This is a genomic window from Burkholderia sp. BCC1208, from assembly GCF_902833095.1.
In the GTDB taxonomy this organism is placed as follows: Bacteria; Pseudomonadota; Gammaproteobacteria; order Burkholderiales; family Burkholderiaceae; genus Burkholderia.
Genome location: NZ_CADFDY010000014.1, coordinates 1 through 21,089, shown reverse-complemented (window position 1 = coordinate 21,089; position 21,089 = coordinate 1). Strand labels below are relative to the sequence as shown.

At 66.5% G+C, this 21,089-nt stretch carries 20 protein-coding genes and 1 tRNA gene; 11 read left to right on the top strand and 10 right to left on the bottom strand.

The annotated features are described in order from the left end of the window. Positions 1-5 precede the first annotated feature (5 nt). The 5 genes from HWX09_RS30535 (at position 6) to HWX09_RS30515 (ending at position 8,867) form a co-directional block, all read left to right on the top strand. Complete coding sequence (locus tag HWX09_RS30535; RefSeq protein ID WP_027783100.1) at positions 6-1,373, top strand: sensor histidine kinase; 1,368 nt, start codon at positions 6-8, stop codon at positions 1,371-1,373. A gap of 13 nt (positions 1,374-1,386) precedes the next feature. Next, positions 1,387-2,064 carry a response regulator gene (locus HWX09_RS30530; protein ID WP_027783099.1) on the top strand — a complete coding sequence of 226 codons (678 nt, stop codon included), beginning with the start codon at positions 1,387-1,389 and terminating at the stop codon, positions 2,062-2,064. A gap of 281 nt (positions 2,065-2,345) precedes the next feature. Beyond that, complete coding sequence (locus tag HWX09_RS30525) at positions 2,346-3,473, top strand: porin (RefSeq protein WP_027783098.1); 1,128 nt, start codon at positions 2,346-2,348, stop codon at positions 3,471-3,473. A 349-nt stretch (positions 3,474-3,822) separates the two neighbouring features. Continuing rightward, positions 3,823-5,841, top strand: coding sequence for a site-specific DNA-methyltransferase (locus HWX09_RS30520; protein ID WP_034185385.1), 2,019 nt, complete (start codon positions 3,823-3,825; stop codon positions 5,839-5,841). After that, entirely contained in the window at positions 5,841-8,867 is a 3,027-nt protein-coding gene (locus HWX09_RS30515; RefSeq protein ID WP_027783096.1) for a DEAD/DEAH box helicase family protein, read from the top strand. The genes HWX09_RS30520 and HWX09_RS30515 overlap by 1 nt, the downstream gene beginning before the upstream one ends. Before the next feature lie 246 nt (positions 8,868-9,113). On the opposite strand, the gene HWX09_RS30510 is transcribed toward HWX09_RS30515, so the two are convergent. The 6 genes from HWX09_RS30510 to HWX09_RS30485 form a co-directional block, all read right to left on the bottom strand. Next, entirely contained in the window at positions 9,114-9,482 is a 369-nt protein-coding gene (locus tag HWX09_RS30510) for a hypothetical protein (protein ID WP_027783095.1), read from the bottom strand. Between the two features lie 186 nt (positions 9,483-9,668). Beyond that, complete coding sequence (locus HWX09_RS30505; protein ID WP_027783094.1) at positions 9,669-9,923, bottom strand: hypothetical protein; 255 nt, start codon at positions 9,921-9,923, stop codon at positions 9,669-9,671. A 36-nt stretch (positions 9,924-9,959) separates the two neighbouring features. Beyond that, a complete protein-coding gene (locus HWX09_RS30500; protein WP_027783093.1) occupies positions 9,960-10,265 on the bottom strand; it encodes a hypothetical protein in 306 nt (101 codons plus the stop codon). A 292-nt stretch (positions 10,266-10,557) separates the two neighbouring features. After that, the gene (gene egtD / locus HWX09_RS30495; RefSeq protein ID WP_027783092.1) at positions 10,558-11,571 is read right to left on the bottom strand and encodes an L-histidine N(alpha)-methyltransferase; all 1,014 of its coding nucleotides are present in this window, start codon (positions 11,569-11,571) and stop codon (positions 10,558-10,560) included. Then, complete coding sequence (egtB, locus tag HWX09_RS30490) at positions 11,555-12,781, bottom strand: ergothioneine biosynthesis protein EgtB (protein ID WP_027783091.1); 1,227 nt, start codon at positions 12,779-12,781, stop codon at positions 11,555-11,557. The genes egtD and egtB overlap by 17 nt, the downstream gene beginning before the upstream one ends. Positions 12,782-12,922: 141 nt before the next feature. After that, entirely contained in the window at positions 12,923-13,207 is a 285-nt protein-coding gene (locus tag HWX09_RS30485; protein WP_155257336.1) for a hypothetical protein, read from the bottom strand. A gap of 154 nt (positions 13,208-13,361) precedes the next feature. Between HWX09_RS30485 and HWX09_RS30480 the strand changes: the two genes are divergently transcribed. Continuing rightward, positions 13,362-13,838, top strand: coding sequence for a carboxymuconolactone decarboxylase family protein (locus HWX09_RS30480; protein WP_027783090.1), 477 nt, complete (start codon positions 13,362-13,364; stop codon positions 13,836-13,838). Next, positions 13,838-14,719 carry a sigma-70 family RNA polymerase sigma factor gene (locus tag HWX09_RS30475; protein WP_027783089.1) on the top strand — a complete coding sequence of 294 codons (882 nt, stop codon included), beginning with the start codon at positions 13,838-13,840 and terminating at the stop codon, positions 14,717-14,719. The genes HWX09_RS30480 and HWX09_RS30475 overlap by 1 nt, the downstream gene beginning before the upstream one ends. Positions 14,720-14,826: 107 nt before the next feature. On the opposite strand, the gene HWX09_RS30470 is transcribed toward HWX09_RS30475, so the two are convergent. Next, on the bottom strand, positions 14,827-15,339 hold the full coding sequence (locus HWX09_RS30470; protein ID WP_027783088.1) for a DUF2628 domain-containing protein: 513 nt from the start codon (positions 15,337-15,339) through the stop codon (positions 14,827-14,829). A 310-nt stretch (positions 15,340-15,649) separates the two neighbouring features. After that, a tRNA-Val gene (locus tag HWX09_RS30465) sits at positions 15,650-15,726 on the bottom strand. A 586-nt stretch (positions 15,727-16,312) separates the two neighbouring features. On the opposite strand from HWX09_RS30465, the gene HWX09_RS30460 reads away from it, so the two are divergent. Further along, a complete protein-coding gene (locus HWX09_RS30460) occupies positions 16,313-16,573 on the top strand; it encodes a hypothetical protein (RefSeq protein ID WP_034185384.1) in 261 nt (86 codons plus the stop codon). A gap of 31 nt (positions 16,574-16,604) precedes the next feature. Further along, a complete protein-coding gene (locus tag HWX09_RS30455) occupies positions 16,605-16,934 on the top strand; it encodes a hypothetical protein (protein ID WP_027783086.1) in 330 nt (109 codons plus the stop codon). A gap of 628 nt (positions 16,935-17,562) precedes the next feature. Here the strand turns inward: HWX09_RS30455 and HWX09_RS30450 are convergent. Together HWX09_RS30450 and HWX09_RS30445 are read right to left on the bottom strand one after the other, a co-directional pair. Beyond that, on the bottom strand, positions 17,563-18,321 hold the full coding sequence (locus tag HWX09_RS30450; protein ID WP_027783085.1) for an anti-sigma factor: 759 nt from the start codon (positions 18,319-18,321) through the stop codon (positions 17,563-17,565). Next, positions 18,318-18,839, bottom strand: coding sequence for a sigma-70 family RNA polymerase sigma factor (locus tag HWX09_RS30445; RefSeq protein ID WP_027783084.1), 522 nt, complete (start codon positions 18,837-18,839; stop codon positions 18,318-18,320). The genes HWX09_RS30450 and HWX09_RS30445 overlap by 4 nt, the downstream gene beginning before the upstream one ends. A gap of 156 nt (positions 18,840-18,995) precedes the next feature. Between HWX09_RS30445 and HWX09_RS30440 the strand changes: the two genes are divergently transcribed. Then, on the top strand, positions 18,996-20,084 hold the full coding sequence (locus tag HWX09_RS30440) for a catalase family peroxidase (RefSeq protein ID WP_027783083.1): 1,089 nt from the start codon (positions 18,996-18,998) through the stop codon (positions 20,082-20,084). Further along, on the top strand, positions 20,081-20,614 hold the full coding sequence (locus HWX09_RS30435; protein WP_027783082.1) for a cytochrome b: 534 nt from the start codon (positions 20,081-20,083) through the stop codon (positions 20,612-20,614). The genes HWX09_RS30440 and HWX09_RS30435 overlap by 4 nt, the downstream gene beginning before the upstream one ends. Positions 20,615-21,089 lie beyond the last annotated feature (475 nt).

The window sequence follows — 21,089 nt, the reverse complement described above, 5'->3', positions numbered from 1 at the left end:
ACAGGATGGCGCACAGCCTGCGCGGGCGGTTGCTGTGGTGGCTGCTGCTGCCGCTCGCGGTGTTCGTGCTGATCGCGGGCGCGATGTCGTACGACACCGCGCGGACCACGGCCGGGCTCGTGCAGGACAGCGCGCTCGTCGCGTCCGCACGCACGATCGGCGAGGACGTCGAATGGCGCAACGGGCGGCCGGCGGCCGACGTGCCGCCGGCTGCGCTGGAGATTTTCGAATCGCCGTCGGGCGACTCGGTGTTCTACAAGGTGATCGACGGCCACGGCCGCCTGCTCGCCGGCAATCCCATGCTCGACGTGCCCGCGCGGCACGGCATCGAACCGACGACGTACGACACGTCGTTCGACGGCGTGCCGCTGCGCGCGGTGGCCTACGACCGCCAGCTGTACGACGAGGGGCAGGTCGAGACGGTCACCGTGGTCGTCGCGAAGACGACGCGTTCGTACGGCGCGATGGTCGCCACGATCTGGCGGCCGCAACTCGTGCGCCTGTCGCTGATGCTGGTGCTCGCGGTGGTGCTCGTCTATCTCGGCCTCACCCTTGAGCTGCGCCCGCTGATGAAGCTGAAGGACGACGTGGCCGATCGCGGACCGATGGAGCTGGAGCCGATCCGCCCTGAGCGGCTGCAGCACGAACTGCGGCCGATCGTCGACGCGATCAACCAGTGCATCGCGCGGCTCAACACGCATACGGCCACGCAGCGCCGCTTCATCGCGGATGCCGCGCACCAGTTGCGCACGCCGATCGCGGTGCTCGATACGCAGATCCAGTACGCGCAGCAGCGCGGCAACGACGATCGTGAACTCGCGTCGGTGCTCGACAGCATGCAGCGCAGCAGCCGCAAGATGGCCGACGTGACCGACAAGCTGCTGCTGCTCGCGCACGCGGAAGCGACGCCGCCGACGCTGCTGACCCACCGCGTCGACCTCGCTGCGGTGGTGTCGAGCGTGCTGGAAGAGACGATCGTGCTCGCGCAGCGGCGCGACATCGACCTCGGCGCCGATCTCGGCGAGCGGCTCGACGTCGCGGGCAGCGACAGCCTGCTCACCGCGCTGGTGATGAACCTCGTCGACAACGCGGTGCGCTACACGCAGCCGGGCGGCTGCGTGACGGTCGCCGCGCGGCGCGACGGCGACGCGATCGTGCTCGACGTGGTCGACGACGGCCCCGGCATCCCGGCCGAAGCGCGGCCGCACGTGTTCAAGCGGTTCTACCGCGTATCGGCCGATACCGAAGGCTCGGGCCTCGGGCTCGCGATCGTGCGCGAGATCGCGCAGGCGCACGGCGGCAGCGCGTCGCTCGCGCCGGGGCCCGGCAATCGCGGTATCGTCGTGACCGTGCGGTTGCCCGCTTTCGATTGAAGAGAACGCCGTCATGAAACTTTTGCTGGTCGAAGACAACGCCGAGCTCGCGCACTGGATCGTGAACCTGCTGCGCGGCGAGGATTTCGCGGTCGACTGCGTCGGCGACGGCGAACGGGCCGACACGGTGCTCAAGACCGAACGCTACGACGCGGTGTTGCTCGACATGCGCCTGCCCGGCATCAGCGGCAAGGAAGTGCTCGCGCGGCTGCGGCGCCGCAACGACAACGTGCCGGTGCTGATGCTGACCGCGCACGGCTCGGTCGACGACAAGGTCGACTGCTTCGGTGCGGGTGCCGACGATTACGTCGTGAAGCCGTTCGAGTCGCGCGAGCTGGTGGCGCGCATCCGCGCGCTGATCCGCCGGCAGGCCGGCGTCGGCACGACGCAGCTCGTGTGCGGCGATCTCGTCTATGCGTTCGGTACGCGCGAATTCCGCTGCGGCGACGCCGTGCTCGCACTGCGGCGCCGCGAGCACGCGATCCTCGAAACGCTGATGCTGCAGCAGAACAAGACGGTGTCGAAGTCGCGGCTGATGGACAGCGTGTTCGCGCTCGACGACGAGCCCAGCGCCGACGCGATCGACATCTACATCCACCGGCTGCGCAAGCATCTCGCGGGCAGCACGGCCGAGATCATCACGCTGCGCGGGCTCGGCTACATCCTGCGCATGAAGAGCGCGCACGATTGACGGGCCCGCTTGCGCGGCCCATCACATCGATTCGTATCACGAATCGTCATCGAAGCCGGCGAGGCGCCCGGCGCACTCGCTTCCGCACGCCTGCCCGATCCACGATTATTGCGCGTTCGGTGTTTTCACCGATCGGATTCTTGCGTCGGGGAAAGCGTCGTGAAGGATTGCACCCTCTACGATGCTACGCGTCGGCCCTCTCGCTGTGGCCGGCAAGAGTCGGCATACATTACGTACTGCCAACGACCAGATTTCAATGCGGCAGCTCGGAGGAGACGATCTTGAAACGAAAAACCCTAGCCCTTTCCATCGCGGCGGCAGGCCTGTGCGCCGGCCAGGCGCATGCGCAGTCGAGCGTGCAGCTCTACGGCCTGATGGACCTGAGCTTTCCGACCTACCGGACCCACGCCGACGCGAACGGCAAACACGTGATCGGCATGGGCAACGATGGCGAGCCGTGGTTCAGCGGCAGCCGCTGGGGCCTGAAAGGCGCCGAAGACATCGGCGGCGGCACGAAGATCATCTTCCGCCTCGAAAGCGAATTCGTGGTCGCGAACGGCCAGATGGAAGACGAAGGCCAGATCTTCGACCGCGACGCGTGGGTCGGCGTCGAGGACGAGCGCTTCGGCAAGCTGACGGCCGGCTTCCAGAACACGATCGCACGCGACGCGTCGGCGATCTACGGCGACGCGTACGGCTCCGCGAAGCTGTCGACCGAGGAAGGCGGCTGGACCAACTCGAACAACTTCAAGCAGATGATCTTCTACGCGGCCGGCCCGACCGGCACGCGTTACAACAACGGCATCGCGTGGAAGAAGCTGTTCAGCAACGGCATCTTCGCGAGCGCGGGCTATCAGTTCAGCAACTCGACGCAGTTCGCGACCGGCTCCGCGTACCAGGCGGCGCTCGGCTACAACGGCGGGCCGTTCAACGTGTCGGGTTTCTACAACCACGTGAACCACGGCGGCTTCCGGAACCAGACGTTCTCGGTCGGCGGCAACTACACGTTCGACATCGTGCGCCTGAATGCCGGCTATTTCCGCTACAACGGCGACCAGGGCGCGCTCGGCCAGCGTCACGACGATTCGTGGACGGTGTCGATGAAGATCGCGCCGAAGGGCGCGCTCGACTACGAGCTCGGCTACCAGCAGATGCGCATCAAGAACGCCGCGAACAACGCGGACGGCTTCACGCCGAATGCCAACCTCGGCGCGTTCAGCCTGACCAACGGCGTCGCCAACGGCTTCAAGGAGACGATCTACGGGTCGGTGTTCTACCACCTGAGCAAGCGCACCGAGGTGTACCTGGCCGGCGACTACATGAAGCTGCACGGCGGCTACACGGCGGCGTCGACGTTCGGCGCGAAGAACCAGCTCGAACTGACGTCGGGCATCCGGACGCGCTTCTGACCTGAGGCGGTTACCCGGGCGGGGCTCGTCGGGCCCCGCCGCACCCTCCATCCGGGATTCTCCATGCGGGCACGCCGGCGCTTTGCGCCGACCGTGCCCTTTTTTTCGTCCTTTTCGCGGCACCGTCCAATGCTCGCCGCGCGGCCCGCCGGCCGGCTTGCGCGGCAATCGGCCCGAACCCGCCTGCGGCCCGTCCGGCGGGCGATCGCGGCCGACGGGGGCACGCCCGCCCCACATCGGCGCTTGACCTGCGCCGACCGACTCGCTAGCGTTTCGGGTTTGCCCGGGCGGCCATTGCCGCCGGTGCCGTGAGCACGCCCGACGTCCTGGCGCGCGCGGCCGGGCTCCGATGGAAAAGACGATGCAGAAACTCGATGCGGCCAGCCCGCAGGCGATGTCGACGGATTTCACCGCCGACAACGTCGCGCGCCTGAAGGCGCTGTTCCCCGAACTCGTGACCGAAGGCCCCGACGGCGCGTCGGTCGACGTCGACGTGCTGAAGGCGCTGATCGGCGAGCGCACGGTCGGCGACGCCGACGAGCGCTACGGCTTCCACTGGCACGGCAAGCGCGGCGCGCGCCAGGCCGCGCTGACGCCGTCGACGGGCACGCTGCGCCCCTGCCCCGACGACAGCGTCGCATGGGACGACACGCGCCATCTCGTCATCGAGGGCGACAACCTCGACGTGATGAAGCTGCTGCACAAGAGCTACGCGGGCAAGGTGAAGCTCGTCTACATCGACCCGCCGTACAACACCGGCAGCGATTTCGTCTATCCGGACGACTTCAGCGACAGTATCCGCCACTACCTGGCGATGACCGGCCAGACCGACGGCGGTGTGAAGCGCACCACCAATACCGAGGCGAACGGCCGGTTCCACACCGACTGGCTGAACATGATGTATCCGCGCCTGAAGCTCGCGCACGCGCTGCTGTCCGACGAAGGGCTGATCGCCGTGCACATCGACGAGCACGAAGTGCATGCGCTCGTGCTGATGCTGCGCGAGATCTTCGGCGAGGAAAACGAGCTCGGCGTGGCCGTGTGGGACAAGCGCAACCCGAAGGGCGACGCGCGCGGCGTCGCGTACCAGCACGAATCGCTGGTGCTGTTCGCGCGCAACGCCGAGACGCTGCTCGAACGGGCGCCGCTCAAGCGCCCGAAGCGCAACGCGCAGCGCATGCTCGACGCCGCGCACGACGCGGTGTACCGAAGCGGCAACCCGAAGGATGCGCAGAAGGCGTACCGCGCGTGGATGAAGGCGCAGACCAACCTGTCCGGCGGCGAAGTGATGTACGACCGGCTGTCGGCGGAAGGCCGCGTGTACCGTCTCGTGTCGATGGCCTGGCCGAACAAGAAGAAGGCGCCGGACGAATATTTCACGCCGCTGATCCACCCGGTCACCGGCAAGCCGTGCGCGATGCCGGCGCGCGGCTGGCGCAACCCGCCCGCGACGATGCAGGCCTTGCTCGAGCGCGGCCAGATCGAATTCGGCCCGGATGAAACCACGCAGCCGCAACGGATCTACTACCTCGACGAGAACATGTACGAGAACGTGCCGTCGGTGCTGCCCTTCGCCGGCTCCGACGACGCGCTGCTGAAGACGCTCGGCATCCCGTTCGACCTGCCGAAGCCGGTCGACTTCGCGGCGGCCGTGATCGGCTGGTGCACGCGCGGCGACGACATCGTGCTCGACTGTTTCGCCGGCTCCGGCTCGACCGGCCACGCGGTGATGCAGGTGAATGCGACCGACGGCGGCGCGCGCCGCTACATCCTCGTGCAACTGCCCGAGACGCTCGACCGCCGCGACAAGACGCAGCAGGCGGCCGCCGATTTCTGCGCGAAGCTGAAGAAGCCGCCGACGCTCGCGGAAATCACGAAGGAACGCCTGCGCCGCGCCGCGCAGCAGGTTGCGCGCGACTATCCGGAAAGCTATGGCGACCTCGGCTTCCGCGTGTACCGGCTCGACACGACCAACGTGATCGAGTGGGACCCGCGCCGCGACGACTTCGACCATGCGCTGTTCGCGTCCGTCGAACACGTGAAGACCGGCCGCACCGAGGACGACCTGCTCGCCGAGCTGACGCTGAAGCTCGGCCTCGACCTGTGCACACCGGTCGAGCATCACCCGGTGGCCGGCAAGACGGTGCACCTGATCGGCCGCGCGATCGTCGCGTGCTTCGACGCGCGCATCTCGCGCGACGACGCCGGCCCGCTCGCCGACGGCATCGTCGATCTGCTCGATGCGACCGGCGCGTCGCACGACGTCACGTGCCTGTTCCGCGACAGCGGCTTCGTCGACGACGTCGCGAAGCTCAATCTCGCCGCGCTGCTCGAACAGCACGGCGTGAAGCGCGTGCGGAGCCTGTGATGCGGCTGCATTTCGAAGCGGATCTCGACTACCAGCGCGAGGCGATCGACGCCGTCTGCGACCTGTTTCGCGGGCAGGAATCGTATCGCGGAGACTTCAGCGTGCTCGCGAACGCCGCGCCCGGCACGACGGCCGCGGCGCAAGGCTCGCTCGGCTTCGCGGTATCGGAGCAGGGCGTCGGCAACCGGCTGTCGCTGACCGACGACGCGCTCGCGCGCAATCTCGCCGACGTGCAGCTGCGCGGCGGGCTGCCGCCGTCCGGCCAACCCGGCTCGCGCGACTTCACCGTCGAGATGGAGACGGGCACCGGCAAGACCTACGTGTACCTGCGCACGATCTTCGAGCTGAACCGCCGCTACGGCTTCACGAAATTCGTGATCGTCGTGCCGTCGATCGCGATCAAGGAAGGCGTCCACAAGACGCTGTCGATCACCGAGGATCACTTCCGCGCGCTGTACGCGGGCGTGCCGTACGACTACTTCCTGTACGACTCCGCGAAGCTCGGCCAGGTGCGCCACTTCGCGGCGAGCGCGGCGATCCAGATCATGGTGATGACCGTCGCCGCGATCAACAAGAAAGAGATCAACAATCTCTACAAGGACAGCGAGAAGACCGGCGGCGAGAAGCCGATCGACCTGATCCGCGCGACGCGCCCGATCGTGATCGTCGACGAGCCGCAAAGCGTCGACGGCGGCCTCGAGGGGCGCGGCCGCGAAGCGCTCGCCGCGATGGCGCCGCTCTGCACGCTGCGCTATTCGGCCACGCACGTCGACCGCCACCACATGGTGTACCGGCTCGACGCGGTCGACGCGTACGAGCGCAAGCTCGTCAAGCAGATCGAGATCGCGTCGGCGATCGTCGAGGATGCGCACAACAAGCCGTACGTGCGGCTCGTCGGCGTGTCGAACCGGCGCGGCGCGATCAGCGCACGCGTCGAGCTCGACGTCGCGACGGCCACGGGCGTGAAACGCCAGATCGTGTCGACCACCGACGGCGACGATCTCGAGCGCCTGACCAAGCGCGCGCTGTACGCGGGGCTGCGGATCGGCGAAGTGCATGCGGCCAAGGGCGCCGAGTACGTCGAGCTGCGCCATCCGGAGGGCGAGGCGTTCCTGTCGCTCGGCGAGGCGTTCGGCGACATCGACACGCTTGCCGTGCAGCGCGAGATGATCCGCCGCACGATCCGCGAGCATCTCGACAAGGAGTTGCGCCTCGCCGAGCGCGGCGTGAAGGTGCTGTCGCTGTTCTTCGTCGATTCGGTCGAGCGCTATCGCCGCTACGACGAGAACGGGATGCCGGTGAAGGGCGACTACGCGTTGATCTTCGAAGAGGAATATGCGCGCGCGGCCCGCGTGCCGGCTTACCGTGCGCTGTTCGACGGCGTCGACGTGGCCCTCGAAGTCGAGCGTGCGCACAACGGCTACTTCTCGATCGACCGCAAGGGCGGCTGGACCGACACGAGCGAGAGCAGCGCCGCGGCCCGCGAGAACGCGGAGCGCGCGTACGGCCTCATCATGCGCGAGAAGGAAGCGTTGCTGTCGTTCGACACGCCGCTGAAGTTCATCTTCTCGCACTCGGCGCTGAAGGAAGGCTGGGACAACCCGAACGTGTTCCAGATCTGCACGCTGCGCGACATCCAGACCGAGCGCGAGCGTCGCCAGACGCTCGGCCGCGGGCTGCGCCTCGCCGTCGACCAGGACGGCGAGCGCGTGCGCGACGCAGGCGTGAACACGCTCACCGTGATCGCGACCGAGCGCTACGAGTCGTTCGCGGAGAACCTGCAGAAGGAAATCGAGGCCGATACCGGCATTCGTTTCGGGATCGTCGAGGAGCACCAGTTCGCGGCGCTGCCGGTGCAGGAAGACGGCGGCCCCGCGCATGCGCTCGGCATCGAGCTCTCGCGCGTGCTGTGGAACCACCTGCACGAGCAGGGCTACGTCGACGCGCAAGGCAAGGTGCTCGACCGGCTGAAGGATGCGCTGCGCCAGAGCGCGCTCGTGCTGCCGGATGCGTTCGAGCGGCTGCGCGCGCCGATCGTCGCGACGCTGCGCAAGCTGTCGGGCCGCTTCGCGGTGCGCAACGCCGACGAGCGCCGCGCGATCGCGTTGCGGCGCGACGCGTCGGGCAAGGCCGTCGTGTTCGGCGAGGATTTCCGGGCGCTGTGGGATCGCATCCGCCATCGCACCGTGTACCGCGTCGAGTTCGACAACGCAAAGCTGGTGCGCGACTGTACGGCCGCATTGCGCGCCGCGCCGGACATCGCGCGTGCGCGGCTGCAGTGGCGCAAGGCCGAGATCGACATCGGCAAGGCCGGCATCGAGGCGATCGAGGTGGCCGGCGCCGGCACGGTACTGCTCGACGAAGGCGAGTTGCCGCTGCCCGACCTGCTCACCGAGTTGCAGGACCGTACGCAGCTCACGCGCCGTTCGCTCGCGACGATCCTGGCGGACAGCGGCCGGCTCGACGATTTCCGCGTGAATCCGCAGCAGTTCATTTCGGTGGCGGCCGACGCGATCAATCGCTGCAAGCGGCTCGCGCTCGTCGCGGGCATTGCGTACCGCAAGCTCGGCGAGCGCCACGTGCATGCGCTCGAATCGTTCGAGAGCGAAGCGCTGACCGGCTACCTGCGCAATCTGCGGCCGGACGCGCGCAAGTCGATCCACGAAGCAGTCGTGTGCGAGACGGACGCCGAGCGCGCGTTCGCCGATGCGCTCGAAGCGCACGACGGCGTGAAGCTGTACGCGAAGCTGCCGGCGTGGTTCCGCGTGCAGACGCCGCTCGGCAGCTACCATCCGGACTGGGCCGTGCTCGCGGAACAGGACGACGGCGAGCGGCTGTACTTCGTCGTCGATACGCCGAATGCCGACGGCCAGGTCCCGAGCGAGCACGAGCGCGCGAAGCTCGCGTGCGGCGAAGCGCATTTCCGTGCGCTGACCGATGGCGACGGCGCGGCGCGCTTCGTGCGCGTCAGGCAAGCGGAGGCGCTGTTCGAACCCGCGGCGGTGCCGGCGGGCGCGCGGCGGTGACACGAAGGGCGGCGACGAGCCGCCCTTTTTATCGGCGTGGCGCGGCCTTTGTCGATCGTGCCGGGACCGCTCGTTGCCCGTTCCGTCCTCCGCGTGAAAGCCATCCGCATTCTCGCGTGCGGGCGACGCCGTTACGGCTGGTTGCAAATCGGGTCGGCACGATGTTTTTGGTCGCCCGACACGTTGCGTTTTCACCATGAAAAAGGGCGCCGAAGCGCCCTTTCGTGCATTTACGGGCTGCTGCGCTTACAGCGTGCGGCCGAATGCGTTGCGCTGCGAATGATGCGTGGACGTCGACGCGTGCGCGGTATGGCCATGCGCGTGCGAGTGACCGCGGCCCGGCTGCGCGCCGGCGCGATCGGCAATCGTGTCGGAGCGGTCGGCCGCGCGCGACAGGCCCTTGTCGCGGTCGCCCGCGTGCATGCCGTTCGAGTTGCTCAGCGCCTGGCCGCTCATATGGCCGCCCGACATGCCGCCTGCATTGCCGCCCGAGCCGCCTGCGCCATGACCGCCACCGTTGCCCCCGCCATTGCCGCCGGCCGCCGCATAGGCAGACACCGAGCCGAGCGCGAGCAGCGCGGCCGTCAGGACGGACAGATATCGTTGCTGTTTCATCTTGTGCTCCCTTGAGCGCGTTTGCGTGACTGCATTTTATGAACGCGCAAAATTCGCGCAGTACAACGTTGTAAAGGATCGTAACGGCGCGTTCGGCACGCATTCGTCCGATCAATCCGGGGCGAGCATGAACGCGGGAGCGAAACACCGGGGCGGCGCCACGGCGTCGCCCCGGTGACGAGGCGCTTACTGCGCAGGCTGCATGCCCTGCGCGGCGGCCTTGTGCTGCGCGGCCTGCTCTTGCGCCTGCTTCTTCGCCATGTGATGGCCGACGATACAGCCGCCGACGGCGCCGACCACGGCGTGGTGCCCCGCATAGTGGCCGGCCACACCGCCGACCACCGCGCCTTTCATGCAGCCCGCCGCATGCGCGCTGCCAATCGTTGCGAGCGCAACGACAGCGGCGGCGGCACACAGCCTGATGGATCGAACGGGCATCATGTTTTCACTCTCCTCTTGGGTGATCGATCGGGCCGCTTAGTCCCAGCGACCGCCACGCCAGCCGCCGCGCTCGCGCCACTCGTGCTCGCGCCATTCATGGCGGCGCCACTCGTGTTCGCGCCATTCGCGCTGACGCCAGCCGTCGCCGCGCCAACCGTCGTCGCGATAGCCGACCGGCGCGTACATCACCGGCGGAGGCGGCGCCACGTAGACGGGCGCCGGCGCCGCATAGACGCCCGGCACGCCGATGCCGACCGACAGGTCGACGTGGGCCGATGCGACGCCCGAGGCTGCCAGCGCCGCTACACCGAGTACTGCACCGAGAATAAGTTTCTTGCTCATTTCGCGACTCCCTGCACGTGTCGTGCGTCGTGTGACTACGGTTCGGAGTCTAGGCACGGGGCGCTGACACAGGTGAAACGGGTATGCGAGACAGGTAACGGACGTTTACAGGTGCTCGCAAAGCCTTATGGAGCATGGGAGAGGCGGCATTCCAGACACCGTTGCAGGGAGGCATCGGGTCGGTAAAAAGGGGATTTTTCGGCACGAAACCCGCGATCGGATCGAATACGCCGGTGCACGGGGAAGCGAACCGCCCTCGCCCCGCGGCGCGAGCGGTTCGCGGCAGCGCGCGTCACGCGCGGATATCGTCGACGCTGCGCAGCCAGTGCACGCTGAACAGGTTGTCCGCGTCGGTCCACACGGTATCGGGTTCGAACCCGGCGCGGCGCGCGATCGCATGGAAGCCGTCGATCGTGAACTTGTGCGAGTTCTCCGTATGGATGCGCTCGCCGGCTTCGAAGCTGAACGCGTGGCCGCGCACGTGCACGGTCTGCGCGACGTCGCTGACGAGATGCATCTCGATGCGCTGCCGCTCGCGGTCGTAGAACGCGCAGTGCGAGAACGCATCGACGTCGAAATCCGCGCCGAGTTCGGCGTTCGCGCGCACCAGCAGGTTCAGGTTGAACTGCGCGGTCACGCCCTGCGCGTCGTTGTACGCGTGATGCAGCGTGCGCTCGTTCTTCACGAGATCCGCGCCGACCAGCAGGCCGCCGCCGCGCAGCAGCCGCGCCGCGTCGCGCAGGAACGTGTCGGCCTCTTCCGGCGAGAAGTTGCCGATCGTCGACCCGGGAAAGAAGCCGATGCGCCGCCGCGGCGTTTCGGTCAGCTCGGCCAGTTGCTCGGCCTTCGTGTAGTCGGCCGCGAGCGGCGCGACGTCGAGCCACGGATAGGCCGAGCGCAGCCGCGCGGCCGCGACGTGCAGGTAGTCGGCGGAGATGTCGACCGGCACGTAGCGCGCCGGCGCGTTCGCGTAGTTGCCCGCGAACGCGTCGAGCAGCACGCGGATCTTCTCGAGCGAACCCGCGCCGAATTCGACGATGTCCGCATGCGGGCCGACGCGCCGCACGATCTCGGCCGCACGGTCGCGCAGGATGCCGAGCTCGGTGCGCGTCGGGTAGTACTCCGGCAGTTCGCAGATGCGGTCGAACAGCGCGGAGCCGGCCGCATCGTAGAAGTATTTCGGCGAAATACTGCGCGGCGTGCGCGACAGTCCGTCGATCAGGTCGCGCTCGAACGCGCTCGGCCGCGAATCGCGGGCGGGTTGCAGGCCACCGCTCGTGGCCGTCAGGTCAGACGTCTCGCGCAAGTCGCACTCCCGTGAATTGCCAGCGTGCCGCCGGCGGAAAGAAATTGCGGTACGTCGGCCGTTCGTGCCCGGGCGGCGTCGCGATGCTGCTGCCGCGCAGGACCTGCTGGCCGACCATGAACTTGCCGTTGTATTCGGCCGCCACACCCGCGAGCGGCCGAAAGCCCGGATACGGCTCGTAGGACGAACGCGTCCACTGCCATACATGCCCGAGCATCTGCTGGATGCCGTCGGCCGCGAACGCCGTTTCCCATTCGAATTCGGTCGGCAGCCGCGCGCCGGCCCATTCCGCATACGCGGCCGCCTCGTAGAAGCTCACGTGGCACACCGGGGCGTCGGGCGCGAGCGGTTCGACGCCGTGCAGGCCGAAGGTGCGCCGCACGCGCGTGGCGGCCGCATCGTCGTCGTCCGGCATCCAGTACGCGGGCCCGTGCCACCCTTCCCGCTGCACCGTGGCCCAGCCGTCGGACAGCCAGAATTCGGGACGCGTATAGCCGCCGTCCGCGACGAACGCCGCGAATTCCGCGTTCGTCACGAGGCGGTTCGCGATCTCGTACGGCCGCACGAGCGCCGTGTGACGCGGGTGTTCGTTGTCGAACGAGAACGTGTCGCCCTCGTGGCCGATCTCGACGAGCCCGCCCGCCTGAGGCAGCCAGCGCAGCGGGCCGGCGTCGCCGGCGGCGAGCGCGCATCCGGTCTCGGCGCCGGTGCGCGGCCGGAATGCCGGCCGCAACGGATTGCACGAGAACGCATGCAGCATGTCGGTGACGATCAGTTCCTGGTGCTGCTGTTCGTGATGCAGGCCGAGCACGAGCTCGGGCGCGATCGCATCGAGCCGCGCCGCATCGGCTTCGGCCAGCGCGCGCAGCATCGCTTCGTCGACGTATTGCCGGTACGCATGCACCTCGTCGAGCGACGGACGCGTGAGCAGCCCGCGCTGCGGTCGCGGATGGCGCGGGCCGAGCGCTTCGTAATAGGAATTGAAGAGGAACTGGAATGCGTCGTCGAACGGCGCGTAGCCGGGCACGCGGCGCATCAGCACGACGGTTTCGAAGAACCAGGTCGTATGCGCGAGGTGCCATTTCGTCGGGCTCGCATCGGGCATCGACTGCACGGCCTGATCTTCGGCGGACAGCGTCGCGGTCAACGCGAGGCTGTGGGCCCGCACGTCCTGGTAACGGCGCTGAAGCTGTGATGCAAGGAGGCTCATCGGTTTACCGTTCACGTCGCGATTCGCTGCGTTGCGTTGCCGGAAAAGGGAAAGCCTTGCGCTGGGATGCGCGCGGCTGACGTGCGATCTGCTGCTGCGTCGTCGGGCAGCCGGCGCGCGCGCCGGGCCGCAGATGCGGCTTCACTTCATCTGCCCGTGCAGAACAGTATGGGCCAGAAATGTGAACGTCGCGAATCGGATTTCGGATGAAACGAAGACGAAAGAAAAATGAAAGCATTCTCGATGGGGGTGTCGCACGCGTAACGAACCGTCGACGCCCGTTGTGTGGCCCGGTTTGGCCGATGTTGCAATACGCGTGCCCGCGATGGCGCACTGCTGACGTCCGGTGACAACCGCACGTTGTGCGTGAAAGGTCGGCCGCGCGCGTTCGTCGGAGGAACGGCGCCATGCGCCCCATTCGTACATCGATATCGCATCCTTCGGCGCCCTGCTCGACGGCTCCGCCCTTCGCTTGCCGCTGCCCGCTTCGACGGTTCCGAAAATTTTTTTGCATCGATGTCACACACGCGGGGGGCTCGCTCGTCATATCAGCGGAACCCACACGAAAGGAGAAGCCACCATGACTGCGAAACTCAATCCGTTTGCCGCCGCCCCCGCGCTGATGAAGAACTGGATGACCGTGTCGGTCGCCGCCGCCGGGAGCCTCGAGCCGACGCTGCTCGAGCTGGTCAAGATCCGCGCGTCGCAAGTCAACGCGTGCGCGAACTGCATTAACATGCACACGGCCGAGGCGCGCGAACAAGGCGAGACCGAGCAGCGCATCTACCTGCTGTCCGCGTGGCGCGAAGCGCCCTGCTACACCGACCGCGAACGCGCGGCGCTCGGCTGGACCGAGGCGCTCACGCGGCTGTCGGAGGGCCACGCCGCGCACGAAGCGGCCTATGCGGCGCTGAACGACCATTTCAGCGAGGAGGAACAGGTGAAACTCACGGTGATGATCAACGTGATCAACGGCTGGAACCGGCTCGCTGTCGGCTTCGGGCTGTGGGTCGACCCGGCCGAAGCGAAGGCCGCCGCCGCGAAGATGGTGGCCTGATGCCGAACCTCGACCCGGCCAACGGTAGCGCCGACGAACGGGCCGACGCGGCGGCGAGCTTCGATCCGCTGCGCCGCACGCTGATCCGCGTCGCGTACCGGATGCTCGGTTCCGTCGCGGATGCCGAGGACATGGTGCAGGAGGCGTTCATCCGCTGGATGGACGTCGACCGCAGCGACGTGCGCGTGCCGGAGGCATTCCTGCGCCGCATGGTGATGCGCATGTGCCTCGACCAGTTGAAGTCCGCGCGGCACCAGCGCGAGACCTATATCGGCCCGTGGCTGCCCGAGCCGGTCGTCGAGGAAGACCAGCAGGACGACGTCACGCTGCCGCTGCTGCTCGCGCTCGAACGGCTCTCGCCGCTCGAACGCGCGGCGTTCCTGCTGCACGACGTGTTCGGCCTCGAATTCGACGAAGTCGCCGCGACGATCCAGCGCGACCCGGCCGCGTGCCGCCAGCTCGCCGCGCGGGCCCGCACGCACGTGCGCGAAGCGCGGCCGCGTTTTCATGTCGAGAAGCAGCGCGGGATCGAGCTGGCCGAAGCGTTTTTCGCGGCGTCACGCAGCGGCGACATGCGCGCGCTCGGCGCGATGCTCGCCGAGGACGTGAGCCTGCATTCGGACGGCGGCGGCAAGCGTACCGCGGCCGGCAAGCCGGTGTTCGGCTTCGAACTCGTGATGCGGGTGCACGCGTACCTGGCCGAGCTGTTCGCGACGCATGCGTCGAAGCTCGTGCGGGCCGGGTTCATCAACGGGCTGCCGGGTTTCGTCACGCTGGAAGCCGACGGCGAGCTGCAGACGACTGCGCTCGAGATCGACGACGGAAAGATCGTCGCGATCTATGTCGTGCGTAATCCTGACAAATTGAAGCATCTGCATTGAGGGCGGCACGGGCATACGCCGTGTGCGATGTGCCATGTGGATGCATGTCGACGGCGCGGTCCGCCCGCCTCTTTCCGCCCTGCGTCGCAGATCACCGGCTACCGCGCTCAGTAGATCGCGCCTCCGTGGCCCATCATGAACATCAGTACGCCGAGCAGCGGCGTCGCGACGGCGAAACCGGCCGCCGCCAGCCAGTTCGTGCCGCCTTGCGCCTCGAGCAGCGCGAGAAACGATTCGCGGGACGTCGCGTTCGGGCGCAGTTTTTCGATCCTGCGTGCGATGTGTGTCCTGTACAGGCCGTTCCCGTACCAGCCGAGCGACACCGCGATCGCAATCGTGGCCGGGTCGAGCACGCTCGATTCGAAGTATCCGGGGAAGTACAGCAACTCGACCATCGTGATGCCGAGCGTGACGGCGAGTACGGCGGCCGCCTGCCAGTACATGCATCGATACGCCAACCAGACCGGGCCCAGGACGCACGCGGCCCAGTTCCACGACTGCCGGCTCTTGCGCGATTCGGCGATCGCCCACTTTCGTTGGTACCAGGCGGCTTTCGTGCCGACGTAAGCGGCGATTTCGTCGTTGCTCGCGGACGATTCGGCGGTCGTGACCTCGGACATGATGTGTGCTCTCGGTTGCGCGGATCGCGCGTCGTTGTTCTGATACGGTGGAAATCGGGCGACGGGCGAAGCCGCCGCGTCGATGCGCACACGATTCTACGCGCCGTGTGGCGGCAGTTGTGTGGCGGATCGGATGGTCGATGACGATGCGATGCCGGGCCGTGTATCACGCAACGCATCGGGGCTTCACGCGTTGTTTCGGACCGGAAAAGAAAAACGCCACGCGAAGTTGCCGCGTGGCGTTCGTATGTTTGGCGAGCCGCGTTGCCTGTAGGCAAGTTGTGCTGCCGGACCCCTTCATTTTGTTCGTTGGTAGGCTCGATTGGATTCGAACCAACGACCCCCACCATGTCAAGGTGGTGCTCTAACCAACTGAGCTACGAGCCTAAGAAGCCGCGAATTATAGAGAGGGTTTTGGGGGAGCACAAGCCCCTTCGTGAAAATTTTTTGAAACGGCTGCACGAGGGCTGACGATCGATGTTGCGTGGTGATGCCGGCAGCGTCGGCTTCGTGTGTTCGGATCACAGCAAAACGCGTCGATGTGCTGCGATGTTATCCACATTCCCCTCTGGATAACCCTCCGGCAAGCCTCTGGATTCACAGTGGAACGATTGAGGATATGTCGGCGCGGTTGTGAATCGACGAAAAGTTGTTCTGTGCTGCCGGGCGCTGTTCACGTCGCGCACCCAGGGTTATGCGTTTCGTTTCGCGCTGAGAATTCAGTGCGTTACGGAGGTTATCCACTGTGTGGCACAGCGCTTGTTAACTATCACTACGTATATATACGAACCCTGTTAACACCTTTGGATAAGCACAGTCAGTCGACTGTGATTCGCTCAAGATATGCACTGCGTGCAGCGGCCGGATGAACGAAGGGAAACGCTGTGAAGCGCTAGAGCGATCCACGAACCTTCGTGTCTGTAGAATCGCGGGCATCCAGAATGCAAAGCCTCGGCGAACGGGTTCGAGGCAAATGACCGATGCTTCATCGACACGTCTCCAGGCACGCGATATCGATACCGTCGTACACCGGATGCAGCAACTTCCGGGCGACATCGTGTTCGAGCAGCGCGTGTCGATACCGGAAGCCGAGGTCCTGTGTTGCCGCGACAGAGGCGAGCGATTCAACGTGAAGTTCGATCTCGACTACGGCGTGTGTGTCGATCGTGTCGCGCAACTCTCCAACGAAGACATCGCGGCGATCGTTCGATGGCTCACGAAGGAGGCAGCGTGATCACCGCAGACAATACGGGGCGAAGCGATCGATGAAGGCACCTCTCGACGAGATGCTGGTGACGGACATTGCCGGCCACGTTGCGGTTGTCGTGACCGATGTGGCGACTGCGGCCGATGCGCTGGTGCGATTGGGCTTCGTCCGGCAAGGCGAACGCTGGAAACGTGCGATCGCCGACGACGACGCCCGCCGGGCGCTCGTTGCCGCACTCATCGATCTCGATGCGCTGTTCTCCGCGGGCCGCGACTGGAGCCCGCAGGCGCTCGTCGCGTATTACCGGGAGATCGGCGTCGTGCGACGCGGGTACCGTTCAGTTGCATGGCGCGGGCCGGCGCAATACGTCATCGAACGGCATGACTGAATCACGCGAGGCAACGCGATGACGTACAAGGTCCTGATGGTGTCGCGCGGCGATGGCCGCATGTGGACAACCGGCACATCGATCCAGTCGAAATCCTGTGCATCCGACAGGTGAGCATCCCGGTTTTGATGGACTTGTCGGCCCGAATGCCTTGACCGGCAAGGATTTGGCGACGATGAAAGAGGGAAGCGGATACATCGTCGGCGACGTCCGGAAGTCGAATCCCTTGTGGATATCGTTGTCGCCGAGCCACTCGAAACCCTGTGCATTCAACGGGTGAGCGCAGTTGAACCTGGCGAAGACGGCCGGCCAATCGACCCGGTTGTGGATATCGACGCCCGAGGCAACACGAAACGCTGTGCAGATCAAAGATGAGCGAACCAACCGAGGTCGGCCTGAATCACCGCAATGATGGATGTGGATATCTCGTTCCGCGGCGACTCGAAACCCTGTGATTCTAAAGGTGAGGGCGCCGGCGCAGTCTCGATGTGAATAACAGCCGGGAAAAGTCAGTCTAAATGCTGTGCATCCGAGTGGTGAGCGTGAGCCGGTTCAAGCCCGCCGAGCCGCCCCGCACAAGGCGCTGACGGCCACCACCAACCGCCAACCGGGCGCGCATCCTACCATTTCAAGTCTGCTGATCGAGCGCCTGCGCGACTGCCTTCTCGCCAAGACTCCCCGCAGGCCCGACTACCGCATAGTTGAGCCCATTCACCGACCCATACCGCGCGAGCAGCGCGCCATCCACGCGTTGCCCGCTCGGCAGCAGCCGATGTTCCGATTCCGCCGGCCGGAGATAGAAGCTCAGCGTCCGTCCGGCCTCGTCCTCATAGAGCACCATCGCAGCAGTAGCCCCGCTGTCCGTCGTGAACAACCGACCACCGACCGGCGTGAACCCCGCCGAGCTCAAATCCGGCAGCTTCGCCGACGCACCGACGCGCCTGGTGAGCCACCCCTGCAAATCGCCCGCACCGTTCGGCCGATAGTCGACCTTGGCCGTCCGATCGACCACCATCATCCGGTATGCCTCGACCGCGTCGCTCATCGGCGCGATGGGCGGCGGCGCGTTCCACCCGCGCGCCTGCCATCCACCGAACGTCCCGAGTCCGACGCAGAACATGAACGAAGCCGCCATCGCGAACCGCATGCGCGCGCGCTCGGCCCGCCGGCCGCGAATCGCCCCCGGATCCAGCGCGGGGTTGTCCGCCGGCATCCGCACGCTCTCCAGCGCGGCCCGCAACCGCTGCGCGTCCTGTTGCCATTGCTTCACCTGTTCCGCGCGCGCCGGATGCAGCGCGAGATAGCGCTCGACCGCGGCACGCGCATCGTCGTCGAGCTGGCCGTCGACATAGGCCTGAAGGTCGTGTTCGTTCGGAGGCGTGTTCATTTTTTCATCAGCCGCAAGGAAGGAGCGGGAAGTTCGCCGTCGCCGAGCTGGCGCAGCGCCTGGCGCGCGCGGGACAGCCGCGACATCACGGTGCCGATCGGCACGTCGAGCAGGTCGGCGACTTCCTGATAGGTGAAGCCTTCGACCGCGACGAGCAGCAGCAGGCTGCGCTGTTCGTCGGGGAGCCGGCCGAATGCTTCGAGCGTCGCGCGCGCGGCGAATTCGCGTTCGGCGGACGGCCAGTGCGCTTCGTCGTCGTCGCGGATGCGGCCGAGCAGCCACGCGTAGCGCTTCGCGCTGCGTTTGCCGTCGAGAAACTGTCGGTACAGGATCGTGAAGAGCCAGCTGCGCAGCGATGCGTCGTCGCGACGGCTCGTCCAGCGCGACAGCGCGCGCTCGAGCGTCGACTGGACGAGATCGTCGGCCGCGTGGACGTCGCGCGCCAGCCAGAGCGCGAAGCGCCGCAGCCGGGGGATGAGTTCGCGCAATGCTTCGTCGTCGAGGGCGGTGGAGGGCATGGCCGGGCCGGTTGCCGAAAGAATCGTGGATGCCGCGTAGGACGCCGGTCGGCACCGATTATTCCCTCCAGCATACGAAAAAACTTTTCGTGGAATAAAGCGGCGCGGGCGGCGTCCTATGCGCGTTCGACAATGATCTGACGATCGGGAGCATTCATGAAGCAATCTTCCTCTTCTTCGCCGCAGCGTGAGCCCGGGCGCGGCTGGTGGCGCTGGGCCGTGATCGGCGGCGCGGTGGCCGGCGTGGCCGCGGCATTCGGCTATGCCGGCGGGTGGCTCGCGCCGGCGCGCCTGACCCCGCACCGGCTCGTCAACGCACTGCAGGCCAACAGCGGCGTCCATCCCGGCTTCCGGCGCAATCACGCGAAGGGCGTGTGCGTGACCGGCTACTTCGAAGGCAACGGCGCCGCGAGCGCGTATTCGGTCGCGCCGTTCTTCAAGGCGGTGCGCACGCCGGTGGTCGGGCGCTTCGCGTTGCCCGGCGGGAATCCTTATGCGCCCGACAGCAGCGTGCCGATCCGCAGCCTCGCGCTGAAGCTCACCGCGCCGGACGGCGAGCAATGGCGGACCGGGATGAACGCGATGCCGGTGTTTCCGGTGGCGACGCCGCAGGCGTTCTACCAGCAGACGCTCGCGACCCGGCCGGATCCGAAGACGGGCAAGCCGGACCCGGCGAAGGTGAAGGCGTTTTTCGGCGCGCATCCGGAGGCGGGCGCCTTCCTGCAATGGGTGAAGGGTGCGAAACCGAGCGCGAGTTACGTCACCGAAAGCTATTACGGGTTGAACGCGTTCTACTTCGTCGATGCGGCCGGCAAGCGCCAGGCGGTGCGGTGGCGCGTCGTGCCGGAGCAGACGGCCGGCGCGGGCGACGTTGCGACGGCTGCGGATCCGAACGTGCTGCAGCAGGACGTGACGCAGCGCATCGCGGCCGGTGCGCAGAAGTGGAAGTTGCTGGTCACGCTGGCGGAGCCCGGCGACCCGGTGGACGACGCGACGAAGATTTGGCCCGCGCAGCGCACGACGATCGATGCGGGCACGCTCGTGCTCGATCGCGTGGAGGCGCAGGACAGCGGCCCTTGTCGCGACGTGAATTACGACCCGACGGTGCTGCCGCAGGGGATCCAGGTGTCGGGCGATCCGTTGCTGGCGGCGCGCTCGGCCGCGTATGCGGATTCGTATCTGCGTCGCACGAGTGAAGAGGCCGGCGTGGCGGGCGTGGCGCGATTGAGTGGGGAGGGACGATGATGAAGGCTTCGACGACGTTTAGCTTGCCGGCGCGGGTGCTGCATTGGGTGATGGCCGCGATGATCCTCGCGATGCTGTTCATCGGGGTGGGGATGGTGGCGTCGGTTTCCGCGCGGCACGAGATCCTGGTGGCGATTCACAAGCCGCTGGGTGTGGCGGTGCTGGTGCTGGTGTGTGTGCGGATCGTGGTGCGGATTCTGTCGAAGCCGCCGGCGTTGCCCGACGATTTGCCGGGGTGGCAGAAGGTGGCCGCGCACGGGTCGCATCTCGTGCTGTATGCGCTGATGGTGGCGATGCCGCTGATCGGCTGGGCGATGCTGTCGGCGGGCGGATATCCGGTGACGTTGGGTGGCGGAGTACAGCTCCCGGCGCTGGTGTCGGCTGACCCGGTGACGTTTGCGTGGCTCAGGGTCGCCCATCGGGTGCTGGCGTATCTGTTCTTCCTGACGTTCCTCGCGCACTTTGCCGCGGCGCTGTATCACGGGCTGATTCGGCGGGACGGCGTGGTGAGGGCGATGGTGGGGCGGTAATCGACGGAAGATTGCGTTCGATACGGCGGGGCTGTTCAAGGGCGGCCGAGGCTGCGCCTGCCGTGTCGCCTATATATGAGCGCTTGGAAGGCTCAGCGGCCCCGGCACGGCACGTCAAAAATATTTCACAAAGGGGGTTGCGGAGACCGGGGCAGATGCATAGAATCACGCCTCTTTCGCGCTAACGGAAACGCGGCGCGGGGGAAGAAGGGAAGCGGTGCTGTTGAAGTCGGTTTTATCGATTCCAGTGCACACGAAATTAAACCGCAGTCGTCGCAACGAAGTAGTTAAAAAAGTTGTTGACGAGTTTTAAAAAACGGTTAATAATCTCGCTTCTCTGCTGCTGAAAACGCAGCGCTGCTGAGAAACTCCAGGTTTCTCGCAGAAATGCTCTTTAAAAATTAACAGCCGATAAGTGTGGGCGCTTGATGGAAGCGAGCTGATCCTCGGATCAGAAAGCGAAAGTATCAAGAGT

Excerpts from the sequence above, each read along its gene's own strand:
- HWX09_RS30535 (WP_027783100.1), top strand. The coding sequence starts at position 6 with ATGGCGCACAGCCTGCGCGGGCGGTTGCTGTGGTGGCTGCTGCTGCCG.
- HWX09_RS30530 (WP_027783099.1), top strand. The coding sequence starts at position 1,387 with ATGAAACTTTTGCTGGTCGAAGACAACGCCGAGCTCGCGCACTGGATC.
- HWX09_RS30520 (WP_034185385.1), top strand. The coding sequence starts at position 3,823 with ATGGAAAAGACGATGCAGAAACTCGATGCGGCCAGCCCGCAGGCGATG.
- HWX09_RS30515 (WP_027783096.1), top strand. The coding sequence starts at position 5,841 with ATGCGGCTGCATTTCGAAGCGGATCTCGACTACCAGCGCGAGGCGATC.
- HWX09_RS30510 (WP_027783095.1), bottom strand. The coding sequence starts at position 9,482 with ATGAAACAGCAACGATATCTGTCCGTCCTGACGGCCGCGCTGCTCGCG.
- HWX09_RS30505 (WP_027783094.1), bottom strand. The coding sequence starts at position 9,923 with ATGATGCCCGTTCGATCCATCAGGCTGTGTGCCGCCGCCGCTGTCGTT.
- HWX09_RS30500 (WP_027783093.1), bottom strand. The coding sequence starts at position 10,265 with ATGAGCAAGAAACTTATTCTCGGTGCAGTACTCGGTGTAGCGGCGCTG.
- egtB (WP_027783091.1), bottom strand. The coding sequence starts at position 12,781 with ATGAGCCTCCTTGCATCACAGCTTCAGCGCCGTTACCAGGACGTGCGG.
- HWX09_RS30485 (WP_155257336.1), bottom strand. The coding sequence starts at position 13,207 with ATGTACGAATGGGGCGCATGGCGCCGTTCCTCCGACGAACGCGCGCGG.
- HWX09_RS30480 (WP_027783090.1), top strand. The coding sequence starts at position 13,362 with ATGACTGCGAAACTCAATCCGTTTGCCGCCGCCCCCGCGCTGATGAAG.
- HWX09_RS30475 (WP_027783089.1), top strand. The coding sequence starts at position 13,838 with ATGCCGAACCTCGACCCGGCCAACGGTAGCGCCGACGAACGGGCCGAC.
- HWX09_RS30470 (WP_027783088.1), bottom strand. The coding sequence starts at position 15,339 with ATGTCCGAGGTCACGACCGCCGAATCGTCCGCGAGCAACGACGAAATC.
- HWX09_RS30460 (WP_034185384.1), top strand. The coding sequence starts at position 16,313 with ATGACCGATGCTTCATCGACACGTCTCCAGGCACGCGATATCGATACC.
- HWX09_RS30455 (WP_027783086.1), top strand. The coding sequence starts at position 16,605 with ATGAAGGCACCTCTCGACGAGATGCTGGTGACGGACATTGCCGGCCAC.
- HWX09_RS30450 (WP_027783085.1), bottom strand. The coding sequence starts at position 18,321 with ATGAACACGCCTCCGAACGAACACGACCTTCAGGCCTATGTCGACGGC.
- HWX09_RS30445 (WP_027783084.1), bottom strand. The coding sequence starts at position 18,839 with ATGCCCTCCACCGCCCTCGACGACGAAGCATTGCGCGAACTCATCCCC.
- HWX09_RS30440 (WP_027783083.1), top strand. The coding sequence starts at position 18,996 with ATGAAGCAATCTTCCTCTTCTTCGCCGCAGCGTGAGCCCGGGCGCGGC.
- HWX09_RS30435 (WP_027783082.1), top strand. The coding sequence starts at position 20,081 with ATGATGAAGGCTTCGACGACGTTTAGCTTGCCGGCGCGGGTGCTGCAT.